The organism is Pseudomonas sp. A-B-19, from assembly GCF_019947515.1.
GTDB lineage: Bacteria > Pseudomonadota > Gammaproteobacteria > Pseudomonadales > Pseudomonadaceae > Aquipseudomonas.
Map to the genome: position 1 here is coordinate 1 of NZ_JAGYGN010000005.1, position 16,444 is coordinate 16,444.

Annotated in this window: 12 protein-coding genes and 1 tRNA gene; 7 read left to right on the forward strand and 6 right to left on the reverse strand. The window is 52.1% G+C overall.

Translation table 11 applies throughout. The features are described 5' to 3' along the window. Window positions 1-389 precede the first annotated feature (389 nt). Genes KGA81_RS07165 through KGA81_RS07180 form a run of 4 tightly spaced genes read right to left on the reverse strand, consistent with a single transcriptional unit; the run spans window position 390 to window position 5,226 of the window. Window positions 390-1,439 (reverse strand): hypothetical protein, encoded by a 1,050-nt coding sequence (locus tag KGA81_RS07165; protein ID WP_223545206.1) that lies wholly within the window; start codon window positions 1,437-1,439, stop codon window positions 390-392. Next, window positions 1,439-2,974, reverse strand: coding sequence for a hypothetical protein (locus KGA81_RS07170; RefSeq protein WP_223545207.1), 1,536 nt, complete (start codon window positions 2,972-2,974; stop codon window positions 1,439-1,441). Before KGA81_RS07170 ends, KGA81_RS07165 begins: the two co-directional genes overlap by 1 nt. Continuing rightward, window positions 2,975-3,781: a hypothetical protein gene (locus KGA81_RS07175; RefSeq protein WP_223545208.1), complete on the reverse strand. Its 807-nt coding sequence runs from the start codon at window positions 3,779-3,781 to the stop codon at window positions 2,975-2,977. Between the two features lie 8 nt (window positions 3,782-3,789). Continuing rightward, window positions 3,790-5,226: a hypothetical protein gene (locus KGA81_RS07180; protein WP_223545209.1), complete on the reverse strand. Its 1,437-nt coding sequence runs from the start codon at window positions 5,224-5,226 to the stop codon at window positions 3,790-3,792. Window positions 5,227-5,671: 445 nt separating this feature from the next. Here KGA81_RS07180 and KGA81_RS07185 point away from each other — a divergent pair, with 445 nt between their 5' ends. The 4 genes from KGA81_RS07185 (at window position 5,672) to KGA81_RS07200 (ending at window position 7,925) form a co-directional block, all read left to right on the forward strand. After that, the gene (locus KGA81_RS07185) at window positions 5,672-6,637 is read left to right on the forward strand and encodes an endonuclease (RefSeq protein WP_223545210.1); all 966 of its coding nucleotides are present in this window, start codon (window positions 5,672-5,674) and stop codon (window positions 6,635-6,637) included. A 267-nt stretch (window positions 6,638-6,904) separates the two neighbouring features. Beyond that, window positions 6,905-7,186 carry a hypothetical protein gene (locus KGA81_RS07190; protein ID WP_223545211.1) on the forward strand — a complete coding sequence of 94 codons (282 nt, stop codon included), beginning with the start codon at window positions 6,905-6,907 and terminating at the stop codon, window positions 7,184-7,186. 120 nt (window positions 7,187-7,306) lie between these two features. Then, window positions 7,307-7,510, forward strand: a complete 204-nt coding sequence (locus KGA81_RS07195; RefSeq protein ID WP_223545428.1) for an AbrB/MazE/SpoVT family DNA-binding domain-containing protein — start codon at window positions 7,307-7,309, stop codon at window positions 7,508-7,510. A gap of 13 nt (window positions 7,511-7,523) precedes the next feature. Then, window positions 7,524-7,925, forward strand: coding sequence for a 3'-5' exonuclease (locus tag KGA81_RS07200; protein ID WP_223545212.1), 402 nt, complete (start codon window positions 7,524-7,526; stop codon window positions 7,923-7,925). A 420-nt stretch (window positions 7,926-8,345) separates the two neighbouring features. Here KGA81_RS07200 and KGA81_RS07205 read toward each other — a convergent pair whose 3' ends face one another. Then, the gene (locus KGA81_RS07205) at window positions 8,346-10,763 is read right to left on the reverse strand and encodes a helicase-related protein (protein WP_223545429.1); all 2,418 of its coding nucleotides are present in this window, start codon (window positions 10,761-10,763) and stop codon (window positions 8,346-8,348) included. Between the two features lie 406 nt (window positions 10,764-11,169). Continuing rightward, a complete protein-coding gene (locus tag KGA81_RS07210; RefSeq protein ID WP_223545213.1) occupies window positions 11,170-13,419 on the reverse strand; it encodes a hypothetical protein in 2,250 nt (749 codons plus the stop codon). 796 nt (window positions 13,420-14,215) lie between these two features. Between KGA81_RS07210 and KGA81_RS07215 the strand changes: the two genes are divergently transcribed. The 3 genes from KGA81_RS07215 to KGA81_RS07230 all read left to right on the forward strand — a co-directional run bounded on the left by KGA81_RS07215 (window position 14,216) and on the right by KGA81_RS07230 (window position 15,971). Beyond that, complete coding sequence (locus KGA81_RS07215) at window positions 14,216-14,458, forward strand: AbrB/MazE/SpoVT family DNA-binding domain-containing protein (protein ID WP_223545214.1); 243 nt, start codon at window positions 14,216-14,218, stop codon at window positions 14,456-14,458. Window positions 14,459-14,491: 33 nt separating this feature from the next. Next, entirely contained in the window at window positions 14,492-15,166 is a 675-nt protein-coding gene (locus tag KGA81_RS07220) for a histidine phosphatase family protein (protein ID WP_223545215.1), read from the forward strand. Window positions 15,167-15,895: 729 nt separating this feature from the next. Then, window positions 15,896-15,971 (forward strand) — tRNA-Phe (locus KGA81_RS07230). Window positions 15,972-16,444: the final 473 nt, after the last annotated feature.

Genomic DNA, 16,444 nt, shown 5'->3' on the forward strand with positions numbered 1-16,444 from the left:
TTTGGGATAGGAAGTTCTTTGGCGCATGGCAATCCTGAAGATAAGGGCGATGGTGTCCACGTATTTTTAAGTGGAGAACATCGCCCTTATCGCAGGGATCGGGTAGGTGACTTCGCCAGACGCTTACGGTAGCTCTCCCCGCTAGAGCCCTCATCCCTCGGCCGACAGAGATGCCCCAGCCCTGACGCTGCCGGGTACGACTTGGCTCCTTGGGGATACTAGATTACCTTCGTGCAGGCTGCCCGTTACGCAGACACTTGAGAAATCCGCCTGATGGGCCAGAAATGGTGTGCACCTAAATTAGGTGGACAACACCATGCCCTTCGGCGGTTGAGTCGGGAAGGTGTATTGGCCGGACGGATACGTTGATGAGGCATCTACGCCCGCTCCTAACGTCTGACCTCAACCTTGTAGAACAGATTTTCTATCATCAAACGACGTCGATCGGACATCACCGCTCCCTGAATTTGACTCGACAATCGCACATAAAATTTGCACTCTCGCTGATTGGCCAAGTCGGAAATTGGGCGTGCTGCCTGAAGAAAATCCTCGTATGTCCGAGTGGTATTTGCCATCAGTGCAGCGAAATTTGGAAGCGCTTCGGCATCAGCCTTACGAGTCGGGGGCCAGGCTGGCTCAAAACTCACTGAGTCCTCCTTCAGATATACCGTGAGGAACATCTCTGCCTTGCCTGCCTCATTTGCCCAGCACGGCGGTAGATCACCCCCTTTGCCCTTGTTGAGCCTGTTCTGCAGAAACTGAACCTGCCCTTTCAAATCACTGTTGGTTTTTTGCAGTGTTGCCGGATTAGTACCTTGCTTCTCGGCTTGTGCATAGGCTTCAGCATTCTTGACGATTTCCGATATCTGTTCAGATGTGGGAATACCGTCTTGCCCTAACGCGGTTTTTAGCGCCTGCTCGGTTGCTTGGAGAGCGCCGATTCGCCTGATAACGTCCGTTGGTTGAGCATCCTTTGCCTGGTCGGGATCGACCACCAGCTTTTTGAGCTGGTCATAGGACATCATCGTTTCCAAGATCAGTCGCTTAGCGTCCTCCCCCTTATTTTTACTACCAGCCTCCTGCAAAGCCTTATCGATAGCGGCTAGCGCCGTGAGTTGTTCATCTTTCTGAGTCAGAAGCACCTTGAGTCGTCCGGTTTCCTCTTTCGCTTTAGAGGCGTCGACGAGCTTCGAAATGATTTCGTCCGGATTTTTCACACCAAGGGAAGCCATGCGGGTTTTGAGTTCATCACTCGCAGACTTGATAGCTTGCTCGCGCTCATCGAAATTTTGGAAAGTAGCAATCCTATCCGCCATCTCCTTATTTTTATGCGTGAGCTCCCAAACCTTGTAACCCATCAGGAGCAGCAGAATGAAGCATAAGATGATCCAGATTTCCGTAAGCGACAGCTGAAACACCTGATCATTTTTGGAACTCATCAGGCAGTTCTCACATCAGCTACTTCATCGAGTGCTGGCGCCGCATCGGGTAAAGGTTCGGTTTCTGGCAGTACGATGGCTTCGTTAACGGCAGATGGAAGCACATTGAGATTGTTTATGTGTTCGATCTTGTCTATCAGCTGGTCTAGCTGCGAGTGGGCAATCTCGATGGTTCGGTCGCTCTGATCCACACGTGCCACGAGAGATTTGTGCGTGTCATTGTTGGCCACGACCGCTTCGACTAGAGGCGTCAGCGTCGAACGGATACTTTCAGCAAGGGCCTCATTATTTTTAATACCTGCATCGTTGATGGCATTCAGCGCGCGGCCCACCTCATGAGTGATACGGTCATTAGAGCTGTCGTCTCTCACGATCGTACTCAACTCTTCTAGTTTCTCGACGATCTTGGCGATTACCTGGTGGTTAGCTTTCATGTCTTCCATGAAGTCTTCCCGCTGATCATCTAGAGACTCTAGGAACTCTTTCTGAGTACGTTCCACGCCTTCCATCGCGTCTTTGGTCTGCGACTTCATCGCGCCTACAAGTTGCTCTTGGCTCTCCACTATGGAGCCCACCGCAGCAACGGCTTCCCCTATTGACTCAGTTTTGGTGTTTAAGCCACGAATCGCGGTACCCACCATGCGAGCAGCTGTCTTAACATCGGTAGCCAGTGTCGAGACGCCTTCATTGAGGCTGTCTGTGGTACCAGATAGCGTTTCAATTGCCGGCTTGAGTTTTTGTGCAAAAAGGTCATCCGGGAACAAGGTCTGCTCCAGCCGCTCCTGCGCTTTTTTGCCGAAGTCGAGGGCATGATTTTCCATAAGATCGAGCGTTTGCTTACTCTTATCAGAAAGCCCATTGATGGTAGTGAGTAAGTCCGCGCTTGCGTCGCTGGCTTCCTTAAGGATGCGCTCGAAAGCTAGATTGCTTTGAGTAGTTGCGTTGGCAAAAAAAGCATCCATCGCATTGGTACTGTGCTTTGAGATGGCAGTTATCTGCTCATGTACGCTTTGCACCGCTTCCTTGGAAGCAGCCATGACTTGATCTCGGAAAACCTCAAGCTGTTGGCTGGCGGCATCGAAAGACATAGCAAGGTTTTCGGCAGACTGAATCGCGCGCTCCTCGACACTCTTGACTGCATCATTGGTGTCTACTCTGAAACCAGTGTGCAGCACCCTGGCCAGCATGCCTATTGCGGTACTCACCATCGCGGCCCCGAACCGTATGGCCATACCATTAAGACTGTCGCCAATAGAGTTAATGTCGAGCAGGCAGATGATGATGCTGGCAACAGTGAACAAAAAGCCTAGGTAGTACACCGAGTCCGCAAACTTGGCGAGGGTAAGCTGTATATTCCATTTGTCTCGGACGCGAAAACCGATAGCCCAGTAAGTAAGCATTACCAGTAATGGCAGCACAAAGCCAAGCAAGAAAGGATCGGCCGCTTTCAGGCTCGCCGCCGCGAGCACGATCTTCAGAGCTACCGCGATTATGAAGTAAGTCTTAACCTTCTTGAATAACGACTGCAGATCCACTTAGAGCCCCTCCATAGGTTCGATAGCTTCGAGCGAAGCTCCATTGGCTTCGAAATACTCGGCCCAGAACTGGGTAAGCTTAGGGTAGGGAACCGTTTTCTGGTCGGCTGCCAACAGGTTGATCGTTACACTTGCGCCTTCAAGGCCAGGAGCGACGGAAAGGTGGCCATAGGGTGTTTTTCGGAATTCGGCATAGGTCGGCAACGCACCTTTGTACATGCTGAATTGGGGCATGTTGGCCATCATGTCGGAATAGACAATCAACTTTTTGTCGCCTTGGACGTTGCCGTGTTGGAATCCGTGAATGCCCGCTAACTGAAGGATTTCGAAGACTGGCGAGTTCTTACTCCGCTCCTCCAGTGAGATCTGGTGCACGACCGCATCGAGCGGTTTGGCGAACTTTTCATTGAAATCACGAGTAACGAAATTTTTGGATGACGTGTACTGGTTCTTGTCGCCCCACTGACCAGGATTACATTTCTCGAAAATTGGGCTTTCGTTGTTTTTGTAGTCCTCATCAAGTAAGAAGACGGTCAGCAGATAGCCTTCCGGTATTTCGTTCAGCACCATATTTTTTAGTCGCTGCCCCATGGCGGCTTTCTGCGTGAAGGGAAACGGCGAAGTGTTGTCGATCAACACAACATACTGCCCCCGAGGGCCCTTACTCGGGCACAGAGTGGCCTTATCGAAGGTCTCTTTGGTAAAGGCGGCATAGCCGAACCACGCTGCCGCACCTGCAGCCAGGATGATAAGGAGAATTGCCAACAGGCGCTTCCCGGTGCTCCGTTCTTCTTCGTAAATCGACATGACGATCCTTACATCGAGCTTTGCAGAGGTTGCAGCTGATCAAATTTCGAATTGAATGACGACTGAACTCGCGCGCGAATGGGCTCGAGGTTTTCAACCATGTCGCTCAAAAGCCTTTCCTGCACAATCAAGCGGGCCTCGTCGCGATCAATGGCGAAGTCAGGCATTTCCAAGCCTGGAAACTCGATAGGCTGGTCGAAGTAGTCCGGTCTAGGGGCGCTCTGGGGACGCTTCAACCGGTTCTCGTATCGGTAATATTGGGTAAGTGCCTTCAAAGTTTCGTCCGCCATCACCAATGTCTCAGTCACCTTCTTCTTGATGATCGACTTCTGCCCCATGTTGTATTTGAAGACCTTAACGTCACCTTCAGCTTTTTTGACGTTCTCATCTATGAGCTGCAGGGTTCGAGTCTTCTGATCTTCGAGGCTTTTACGAAGGTTTGCGACCAAAGCCACATATTTGCGGTGCGAATTGGCATAAGCGGAATAGACTTTGGCATAGCCAGGGTAAAGGTCGGTGAAGATATAACCCTCGAATATCGCGAATACGCCGCAAATGATAGTCACCGCAAACAGAGCGCAAGATTCGAAATCCTGAAACGGGATAACGTGTGTCTGGATGCTATGCACTATGAGCGCGATAGGACTCTGAGCTTCGTCCTCCATCAAAGGCAGAGCGTACCGGCAGTAGGCCACGAAGACACCTAGCCCGAAGGTAAAGCAAAGTCCGACCAACCCCGAAAGGTAACCGCGCAGAACACGACCACCTTTCACGTGATTCTTGTTTGTGTAAAGACGGCCAGCAAGAAAGCACACTGCGATGTTGGCAAATGACAGCGTGAAGGCTAAAAGGAATCCGTCTACGAGACCTCCCGCCATCCCGGAGGCAAAAAAATTGGCATTGACGAATCCTTCCGCCACACAACAAGCAGCCAATACAGCGATCTTCAGAAGCTTCCCATCTGAATTGATCCTTTCGGCTGGTATATCTGGCAGTCCATTCTCAATACGGAACGCGTCAAGAAGGTCTTTTTTCGACTTGGCTTCTCGTTCAGCCTCTTTTCGGCGCCCATCATGTGCCGAGAGAATCTGGTCAGCGGTGCGCTCAAACTCATCGCCCTGCTGAATAGTGCGATTTATTTCACGAGTGATGTCAATCGAATCCATCCGATGCTGAATTTGCCGGATAACCTGCTGGCCATACTTAACCGTGGCTTCACGTTTCTTTCCTAGGGTGCCTCTAATCTGGTGTTCCACATCCGTCAATTGAGTGTCGTTGGAGGCAGGAATGCCTGCGGCGCCATGGGCTTGAGCGATCTCTAAAATCTTGAGCTCTTTTTTAAGCTTTTCAGGATCAATTTTCGGCAGCAGTGGTTCACTGTGCTCAGATTCCTGGCTGGAGAATAGTGCCTTGATACCCGCAATGATGCTCTTCAGGAACGACATCAAAATATCCATAACTTTTGTTTTTAAGGGGTTCCTGACATTCCGCGAGCATACCGAGGGTGCCGGCTCATCAATCCACTTCGCAGACTAGATGAGTCCGGTTCAAGGTGGGCTTTGTCAGTAAAGCGTGGCTGAAATCAAATGGCCAAAAATGGTGGCAAAATGATGACTTTATCGCCCCCTAGAAGCAAGTGGCTATCAGTGTCACTCATCGTTTAATACTCATCTGTCCTCCATCGCACCGAAGCGTAGAGCGAAGGGCAAATGAAGAGAGCTTGAATGAGTTGGCCAAAGTAGCCCTGAATAGTCCAACACTGCGTATGCCAAGCCTTGGGTGCTGACCTTCAACCGCAAGCGTTTGAGGTATGAGCACTAGACGGGTTTCCATAAATAGACGTGGAGCCCATGCGTATAATGCATGCCCCAAAACTGCTAATGTTTTCCAATGAAAAAGCTGTTTACCGTAGTAGCGCTCGCCCTCTCAGTAATTTCCCCCGCCTTCTCGAGCCCTCCATCGACCTTTTCCGAAGCCAAGGTCATAGCAAAGCAGAAAATCTACTTTGACCAGGCTAACAGTGCCTTTGGTGAATTGTATTGCGGTTGCAAATGGACATGGGTTGGTAAATCGGGTGGCCGGATCGATGCTGAATCTTGCGGCTATCAAACCAGGAAACAGCAGAACCGTGCTGAACGGACTGAGTGGGAACACATTGTCCCTGCCTGGACATTCGGCAATCAACGCCAATGCTGGAAGAACGGTGGTCGGGAGAACTGCGTGGACGACGACCCCGTTTTTCGAGCTATGGAAGCAGACCTGTTCAACCTCTACCCATCTGTTGGGGAGGTGAACGGCGACCGTAGTAATTTCAACTACGGCATGGCCACCGGGGTAGCGCCGCAGTATGGGCAATGCAAGACGCGGGTTGATTTCGATCAACGTGCTGCCGAACCACGTGATGAGGTCAAAGGGTTAGTAGCTAGGACAACCTTCTACATGTTCGACAGATACAATCTGAGCATGTCCCGTCAGCAACAACAGCTACTGATGGCCTGGGACAAGCAGTACCCGGTTTCGGCGTGGGAGAAAGAACGGGATAGTCGCATTGCGGCAATCATGGGGCACTCCAATCCATTCGTAACTGGGGAGCGTCGATGGTCTCAAGGATACAAGGCAGTTGGTGACGGGGTAGTTAGTGCCCTTCCTGATAGGCCTACGCGAGTAGCAGCCCAAACCACTCTAGCAAGTGCGGCCGGTGTAGGGACGATCATAGGCAATAGGAAAAGCCAAGTGTATCACCTCGCCTTGGGATGCCCTGGCTATGGTCAGGTGTCTGAAAAAAATCAGGTCTCCTTCACGTCAGAATCTGAGGCCCAGGCGGCAGGATATCGAAAGGCAGGCAACTGCAAGTAGTTGCTGCTTCTTGAAAGCCGGCCTCGCGAAGCCGAGGCCAATGCCCAACATTAGGCTGAGACAAGCGTCCTGTATTTGCTATTTTCATAATTGATAACGTCATTCACCACAGGCGGTTGCTGCTAAGGCTTGGTAGGCTCACCATGCTTGTTTGGCTGTAAACCCATTATTGCAATTCAACAATTTGTATCGATGATCCGTCTCTCACCCTCCAGCCAATGAGCCAATCGAACACTCAGTTCCTGACTGCCAACTAGGAGTATCAAATTGCTTAACCGTCCCGACAAAGACGCGCTACGTGCGATGCTGGAATCACAAGTTCAAAAAAAACTACAGAACGACCCAGACGCGGTAACGACTTATGCAGCCAAGCCTGAACCAGAGCGCAAACCGTACACGAGCAAGCCCACGGTTCAGGACAAGGCATTTCACAGAGAGCTCGAGCAGATGCGTGCAGATGCTGAAGCTGGAGTGGTACATACGCCCAAGCGCGAGCCGGAGGACGCGGGTACCCCCAGTCTTAAGCTTGATGATTATCCGGATTTGTAAACGTGCCACTGAAAAGTTAGGGGCGTTTAACGGCTTGCACAATCAACAAATTCAGCGTCGAGAACGCGCGAACGTCTTTCATTCTCGACTATTCGTACGATAGATGAGAGTCCAACAATGATGAGCGAAAGCAAGCGCTGGACATCCCTATGTCAAGATCCAAGAGATGGAAGTGGAGACCTCATCGTCGATTTGCCTCCCAAGCTACTTGAGGAAATGGGTCTTGCAGCTGGAGACGAGCTGGATATCGAGGTAGTGGATGGCCTGATAATTCTGTCTCCCAAAAAATCCCCATCGTCTGGATGCGACGGAGGTAACACTTGAGGACATCCATGTCATGAGCATCGAAGCAAAACTCCTTCATCTCCAAGCAATCCAAAACCTCCTCGCGCCATACCGCTACCTCTATTGCGTAGATCTCGAGGCAACCTGTGATGAGGTTGGTGAGTCGGAATCATCAAGGCCGCTTGCAGTCGTCCCAGCTCAGATGGAAACGATCGAAATTGGCTTGGTGGTGATCGATCTGGAAACGCTTGAGATCGTCGATGAGTTCCAGCGTTTCGTTCGACCGCAGATCAATCCTATCCTCACCGACTTCTGCAAAAAGCTCACATCCATTCAACAAGCAGATGTGGACAGTGCAGGAACCTATGTGGAGGTCGGCCAGGAGCTAGGAGCGTTCATAACTCATTATCCAAACGCGACTTGGGCGTCGTGGGGTGACTATGATGCAAGGTAGCTTGAGCGAGACGCAGAGCTTGCTACGTGCCCTTCCCTACTCGAAGGCTTGCCTCATTTCAACGCCAGGAAATGGCATGCAGGGTTATATGACAATCGACCGAAAGGACTTAAGCAAACGGTAGAGTCGTTGGGCTTGGTTTGGCTGGGTACCTATCATCGAGGGATCGACGATGCCAAGAATGTCGCGTCCTTCATTCAGGAGATTCTCGGCTGATTACGTGAGCCGGGCCCATTGGCCCGAAGGAGCGACCTCCCCACCAGCAGCAACGCTTAGAGCCAATAGGCTTGGTTTGGCGAGGGTACCCATAACCGAGGGATAGGCGCTAGAAGTGTTGCGTGCGTCGTTTATCGAAATCGGCTGAACTCTAGGCGCAATGGCATTGTGGCTTACCTAGCGTATAGGCCTAGAGTTACCTACTCAGGGAAGCTGTGTCCAGCCTGCCGCAACCCAATCCAAATTCTCAGGTATTAGGTAGCGATTACTGGCATCTGCAAGTCTCTGGTTAGCCATTTCCGCTGCTACCCCGAACAGCAATTTAGAGGCATCTTCACCTGTACTCTGGGCACTGTGCTCAGCTGGTGTCAGCAGCCATTGAGTCGCTTTTGTAGGGTTCATTGTGGCTTTGCCATCGTTTACCTGAATGGCTACAAACTCCTGCCGCATGCGTTTGCCCTGTGGGCCTTGCCACAGCAACATTGCGCCGATTAGTGCCCCCTCGCCCAGCTCAGGAGCTTTGAGCATTGCGGCCAAGCCACCAAAGTCATACTCACAGGCTTTACCCAGCAGGTACTGCATTAGCTTGGAGTTGAGGTCGAGCATGTGGGTGCCGGGACGGTTGGCGGCCAACATGCGATCTAAGGTGACATCCATGCGTTGTGGGGCTTTGCGCGAAAGGCCCATTTCCCGCATCACCTGATCAGAAAGGCGAATACGCAGTAGCCGCTCTTTATGGCTCCGCTCTGCGATTTCGATGCCGAGCTGATCGAACATTCCCAAGACAAAGCTATAGAGGTGATCAGTGGTGATTTCTAGCTCGTCACGCAGTTCACTTGGGTCACTGGTAGCGGCGTGGGCAAACAACTCCCGCTGTTTGGCGGCAGCGGTACGTGCCTGATTTAAGGCTTCGTCGATACGCTCTCGGGTTCGGTCGATGCCGAGCTTTGTGGCTTCTTGGAGGATGCTTTCAACATCAATAAGCTCCGCGAGCTGACCAAGAATCTCGTCTTTCAGACCGTCATTGAACTCATGCTTTTGAACTCCGGCTAAGTCGGTCACCACACTGTCGATACGCTCGTACATCAAATCGACGATGCTCTGATCCAAGCTATCGGATTGCTGAATGTTGAACACAACAACCTTCTTTTTTTGCCCATAGCGGTACAAGCGACCGATGCGTTGTACCAAGCGCATGGGGTTCCAAGGTAGGTCATAGTTGACCATGACGTGGCACTTGCTTTGAAGGTTGATGCCTTCCCCACCTGCCTCAGTCGAGATCAGGAAACGCCCTTGCTCCTCAAAACGCTTGATGGCTTCACGCCTGTCCGCATGCTGCATAGAGCCGTTGATAAGATCGACCCGGTCGCTACCATAGTGGTCAGCCAAGGCGTCCCTGAGATAGCTTTGGGTCGTGCGGTATTCGGTAAATATCAGTACCTTCTCGTCAGAATTGGCAGCGTTGATTTTGCCGATAATATCTTCGATGAACAACTTCAGTTTTAGGTCGTTGGCCTTCAGTGCTGCGGCCTCAGCAATAAGATCCTTGAGCAGTTGCATCTCGCCGGCAAAGAACTCGCGAGCATCACTGGTGAATTGCTCCTCCCACTCACCTAGATAGCGCTCATCGCTTGCCTCATCTTCAGCAGTAATGTTTTCTTGATCGTCTAGGAGACGCTGAAGTCGATTACAGAGCGCCCGGTGAATGGCTGCCGCGCTGGACGCCGCCAGTTTGCGATATACCGTCATTACGAACCCGATGGCGTTGCCCGTACGGCCGAGCGACTCGCCGGCGTCATATCCTTTGCGCAGATAAGCCTGAAGCGTTTTATCGAAGTCTATCGATTCACGACTGCTTGGTACCTGCAACGCGCTAGTGATCTTGCCTTGAAAAATAAAGTTTCCTTCCGCATCGGTCACATCCGCCTTGTGGTTGCGGAATACCATGTCGTGCAGGATTTCAGGCTTCAGATTGAGCGCCAGGAGCTCGGTACGCCGCTCTGGTCGCAGGAGCTCAAGCAGCGCCACAAATTTGTCCTGCATACCCTGGTGCGGGGTGGCGCTAAGCAACAGCATGTGTTTGGTGTGGTTGCGCAGGTTTTTCGCCAAATCATACCGTTCAGAGCTGTCCAGCTTTAGCCCATATTGGCGGCGACTAAGTCGATGACCTTCGTCAAATATCACCAAATCCCAAGGTTCGGCCTGAAGCAGGATTTCCAAGTGATCTGCTTGCTTGAGCCGATCCATCGACCCGATGACGCAATCGTGCATCTTCCATTGGCGGGACTCATTGATGAAAAAGTCCTCGCCATAAATCTCGAAGTCTTCGATCTTGAACTTGTGATACAGCTCTTCTTGCCACTGCTTGGTCAGGCCAGCGGGTGTGATCAGCAGGATGCGTTTAGCAAGGTCTCGTTGCCGCAGTGCATGCAGTAGCATTCCGGTCTCGATAGTTTTACCCAACCCAACATCGTCGGCTATCAACCAGTTGAAGTTGCCGGAAGCTAAAATGTGGTGCACCAAGTGAATCTGGTGGGGCAGCGGCTCAATCTCAAGGTGGGAAAGGGCCCCGGTATTTTCATTCCACACCTTGATGGCGTAGGCCAACATCCGCAGACGCATGCGTTCTGCATCGCGCGCGTCGCCTTTCTGGGCGGTGCAAAAGCGATGCTTAACGCCCTTCACTTGCCTCAAATATTGATAGGGCAGCCAATGGCGCTCACCACGTTCAGGGAAATCAACCAACACTTGCTCGCTGCCTGCGAGGATGCGCTGTTGCATGACAACGCCCTGCCCCAGTGAGCGAACTCCGCTGGATGGGTTTTGATCGACCACGTCCATGCCGTTCCTAAATCCCGAGCGCACAGCTGATGCATCTACATAGGCCAGCTTCCTCTCGGGGCTAAACCAGTGAACCTGAAGCTGGTCACCAGACTCCTTAGTAATGGCCATTTTGACGATGCCCCGGCGTTCGCTCTCGCCACCGGGTAAGGTTTGGCTGACCCAGCAGCCTGGAACGTGGGTAAGTCTAAGGGGCTTCATGCGCGGATCCTTTTCCTAACAGTTCAATGCCTGGGGTGGATTGGTCGATAGTCAGTGCGTAGACAGACGCTGTCGCTAGTGAAGCGCTTAAGGATTCAGGTGCAGTGCAATCATCATCTTCGTCAGTGATCTCATCCTCAGACTCAATCTCTTCAGGGTATTCAGTTCCATCAAGCTTCTGTTTCTTTTTGCTCTTCTTGGCATTGAGCGGTGGCGCCTCTACCACGAGGGGCGGCTTGTCACTGAAATAGCAACTCGGCTCTTGCGGGTGCTTGGTTACAAACACGCCGTAGCTGCGCAGAATTTCGGTCTTCTCGATTTCGAGTACATCGCACAGCCCCAAGTCGCTGTACTCTTCAGCAGGCAGACTTCGAGGGTCGCAGAAGTCAAAATGCTGGTTGGCGGGTAAACAGCCGTGCAAATTGGAGAACCTGAACCACAGGTATCTTGCGAATGCCCTAAATGCCCGGCGCAAGATGTTGTTCTCGTACCAGGCAGCGAAAAGACCTTCCAAGAAAACCTCAAGCTCTTCCACCTGTGGCAACAATTCGAATGAGCGTACGATCAGTAAGGCCGTAGGCCACGAAAGCACTTGGTGAGACAGGCGGCTACTGCCTGTTTTGTCAAAAGCGATCCAGTAAATATCGTTCTCGGCCCAGATAACCTTGATATGTGATGCGAGGATCAACTCCTGGGGGGCGAGTCCTCGGTAGATCTCTCTCTCCAGCGCAAGACGAGTTGCACCCCAGCCGCTCATAACAAATATCTGCTGAACTAATGGAAGAGTGCTGAGCGGCCAATTGGCGTTCCCGATCAACTCGGCAGCTTTTTGGAGCGCCCGGTCTTCGCGTGAGAGCCGCTCAGCGAAGCCATCCTTATCTTCGTAATCTACTTCGTCTTCGTCGTCAAAAACTTCATCCGGGTCAAATGCATAAGCTGCATAGTCATCGTCAACGTCACGAAAATCATCGACGACACTCAGATTTTCTGGTTCGTACTCCGTCTCAAGCTCGATGATCGACAGGCCGTGCAAACCATGATCAATGTCATAGTCATCCTCCGGCTCCCCTAGCTCGAAGGTCACCGGGGCGATCGAAGTGACCAGATCTAGGCCAGACGATTCGTGGCAATCGTCTTCGTCCTCGTCTTCCTCAAGGTAGTCTGGGATCTGAAACGTCGGAGGGCTAACGCTGGGCGCTATCGTATGAGTTGATTCTAATGATGATGCGTCCGCTGGTTCTGAGGGCGTCGATTCCGGTGGTTGGATAACGCGTCCTGAACGTGCAGATCTGTTAACCATCTTGACGGTCGTGAGTCCACTACTCGGCTCCGCAGTGTTCCTGGGACGGGCGAGTTTGAGAACGTTTTTGGGAGTGGCGGGAGTAGTTGCCTCGTCCTTTTCCACTACATCTCCGGGTACCCCTTCGGCAGCATCTGAGGAGGTGTTCGTCCCATCACCGGGAATACTGTTATCGACGCACCCCGCGTGCTCGGAGAATGTTGATTGAGACGGTTTTTCCCATGAAGGGTGGTCAGTAAATGGCAAATACTGAGAGGACGGCGGCTCAATGAGGTTAAGCGAATCTTTGACTGCCCCCGTCAATGTGTTTCCGGGAGAAGCTGTCGACCCGTCCAATGCGGCCAGAAGACTGGCGGAGCCATCGAGAAACGCCAGGTCACTCGGGGTAGGAAGGTCGTCGTTTATCGATTCCGCAGAGATTGTTTCAACGAACGCCTGTTTTTGGCGCTTCAGCATCAGGCCCCGCTGCTCGGCCTTGGCGCTTTCTGTGGCGCGCCCTTGGAGCCTATAAACGCGGCTGAGTAGAACTAGATCGTCAGGCTCCTCAAACCTATTGATTGATTCCTGAAGAAGTGACTCGGCCGCGTTCAGCTCGCCAGAGGCAACCAAGCTGTTAACGTCTTTAAGCAAGACCTCATTACTTCCCTGCTTGCCCTTGCTCGATAGCCGGTCTGTTACCAGATGTGCTTGAGAATCCAGAATCCTTTCAAGCCTACGCTGGATATCGTCTGCGGCTTGATGGTTTCGCAGGAATTCGCTGAGGAGTCGCCTGGCCGCTTCTTTCTGCCCTTGGGTCACCAAAAGAGAAATAGCTTCGAGCAGGCCTTCCGAAGAGTGGCCTTCCAGGCAGGAACGGATCTTTGTGCTCAGAACCTGTGGATCCGAGGAGGCATAACCCCAAAGATGGTCTAAGAGCGACTCCCATTCCATTTTCATTGAAACTCCGTGATGACACTGCCTCAGCCTCTGAAAATCTGAAACACAGGGGCCACGTCGTGACTTTTATCGTCTTTATGCCGTTCACAGTATCCAGATCGAACCGCTGGGTAAAGGCAAACAGCCATCATTCCGTCGGCTTTTTTATGTGTCGTACAACGGTGGCTGGTTGTGGCCGTGGCCAAGGCCCAGGCAGCGCATGCATCTCAGCAGCCGTACAGTGAGATGACCGCGCTCAAGCTTAAGCACCTCTAAAGCATCCATTGCGAGCCCACTGTGAGCCAAGGTGACCCAGGCGACTTGCAGAGCAACATCCAGACCGTGGTCATGGCCCTGCTGAGGGTCAATAGTTGCTTGGGTCATAGCATCGCGGGTTAGCGATCGCAGAGCCTTACTGCGCAGTTGAGCATCGTGAACGCCGTCATCCCACTCCTCAGCAAAATCAATCGAACGTTGCGCGGCTATCTCTTCGATAGATTGAAAGGCCCCCTTTGTGCATTTCGCCAGATCATTGCAGGTCGTACGCCAACAATGGATCGCTGCAGTGGATCCTGACCGACCATCGATCCCATCAGACAACAAATGGACTGGCCGGCCAGAGACCAATCGAGCTCTTTGATACCCCTGAAATTCTTTACGGCTAAACGCTCGATTCGCATCCTGCACCTAGTTAATGGCCCGATGCGATCGAGGGTAGTCTTTCTATCCAGTGTTGCAAATCATGCCCTCGAATATCGGTAACCTGACGAGACAGAGGACGTTACCATTGCCGACTCAGAAGCAATGGAGCCCACACGTGAGAAAGCCACCTATGCAAATCATCATCGAAGAATGGGATGGTGACGGTGCGATTCGGAATCCTGACGAGGCGTTGCAGGAATTGGAGCTGGATGTCGGCGACGCCGTGTATCTGATTGAAGCATTTGTCGGCAACACGCGATGCCTAGTCCTATCAAAAACACCTCAAATCGCGGATCGAATAGACGAACTCACTGAAGCATGGAATGGCGAACAGCATGGTAACGCCGAGGACAAATGAGGAATTTCCTCCACATCAAACCGAGGGCCCGCGATGAAACTCGTAAGGTTGATCCGCCATGCTGAGAGTGCCGCAAATGCGGGTCTCGCCACGACAGCACCGGACTCAATACCGCTGACTGAAAAAGGCCAGCTTCAAGCTCGAGCGATTGCTGACTCCATCACGTCCGCGCCCGACCTGATCATCTCGTCCCCCTTTGAACGCGCCATCGCAACCGCACTACCAACCACAGAGCGCTTCTCTCACGTTCCATTCGAAATGTGGCCCGTCGAAGAATTTACGTATTTGAGTCCAAACCGCTTCGTCGGCACTACACCGGCCGACCGTAAACCATATGCGGAAAGCTATTGGAAAATTGGTGATGCGGAGTTCACTGGTGGGCCTGGCGCTGAGTCGTTCGATCATCTGCTCGAGCGCGCAGATGCGATGCTGGCCAAGCTTGCGGATCACGATGCTCAGAACATCCTGGTCTTTAGCCATGGGCAATTCATCAGAGCTGCCGCTTTGCTGATCAAGTATGGTAACCACGCTCGTTCATACGAACTCATGCGTGAATTTCGAGCTCACGATGTGAGAGAGCCGTTTAGAAATTGCTCGAGTTATCAGCTTGTGTTTAGCGACGGCCGCTGGACAGTTGAATGCCAGATCGACTCTTCTGATCAAGAGAGATTTAGCGACACGTTCTGCACAAGCGAGCGTTCTCGGTGACACCGTTTCAGCCAAGCTTCGCTGTCTCGCTAGCAAGCCCGGAAGCTTCGGTGTAACGTAATTTTGTGCATCGTAACAATCGCAACGTTACACATAGAAAATTGCGTTACAAGCCAACAATTTCAGAGTCAAGAGCTCAAAACCATCATTCAAATTCGACTGCGTAGCTGGCTCAATCGCACCTCAATGTTGCTCTCTCCCCTCCCGGAAAATCTAAGCAAAGTCTGGCCCTGCCCAAATGAGCGATAAAACGACCAGCGTCTCTTTTGAATGAAGCGAATGACGAAACTCAAATGACGACTCATCTCTCCAGTTGACCGATAAAGTCGAAGACAGCATTCGTTTCCGACCTCGGCTTTCCAGCTTGATGATGCGTTACGTCGAGCCGGGCCTCTTCGGCCCGAAGGTGCGATAGTAACAATCAGCCTCAGCTTCCACTGCCAAGTGCAGCGCGATGGAGCTCAAACACCTCCCCCTCTCTAGTCGACCGATCAGATAGAGGACTGCTTCTGTCTCTACTCTCGTGCCCAGCATTTCCAAGGGACACCTCGAACCCAGTCCTTGCACGGGTGACTTCATACTCGCTCATGACCTGAGCCAGATAACCACCTCCAACTCACGGTTTTTGAGATTTCCACATTACGGGCAATCGTAAGCATAGGTATTCATTAGTTTTTTTTGATTTCGCGCTTGACGCCTCAGCCGTAAAAAACGTTTAATTCCGCCGCGGCCCAGATAGCTCAGTCGGTAGAGCAGGGGATTGAAAATCCCCGTGTCGGCGGTTCGATTCCGTCTCTGGGCACCATTACTTCTAAACCCCCTGATTCCTTATGGCTTCAGGGGGTTTCTATTTGTGGGCACCGCAAACGACGATTCGAACACAACATTACTCGAACACCACCTCTCCTCTCTTCGCCCCGCAAGCGCCACTAGGTAATGGGAGGCGGGACGCTCGGCATCCGCGAAATCTATGGTGCCTGCAGTCAGTCATGGAGCGAGAGCTGACTCGATCAAGCGCGCGTTAGGTACGGCTCGACGTACGTTTTCTATAGCAATCTCAATTGCGTCATGTGCAAAGGTTGCTTCACGGACAAACTCCAACGCCAGGCGGCCTGCCTGTCCAACTCCGACCAACGCATCATCACAGCCCTCTTCCGCCATGCTAAGCAAATGAAGGAGAGAAACACCTTTTCGAGCCGCCTGACTTTCAGGGAAAGGTCGCTCATTGAGTCCTTTTGCTGCTTTCTCCCTAAAGACGGTGCAAAGTACCTCCCATTT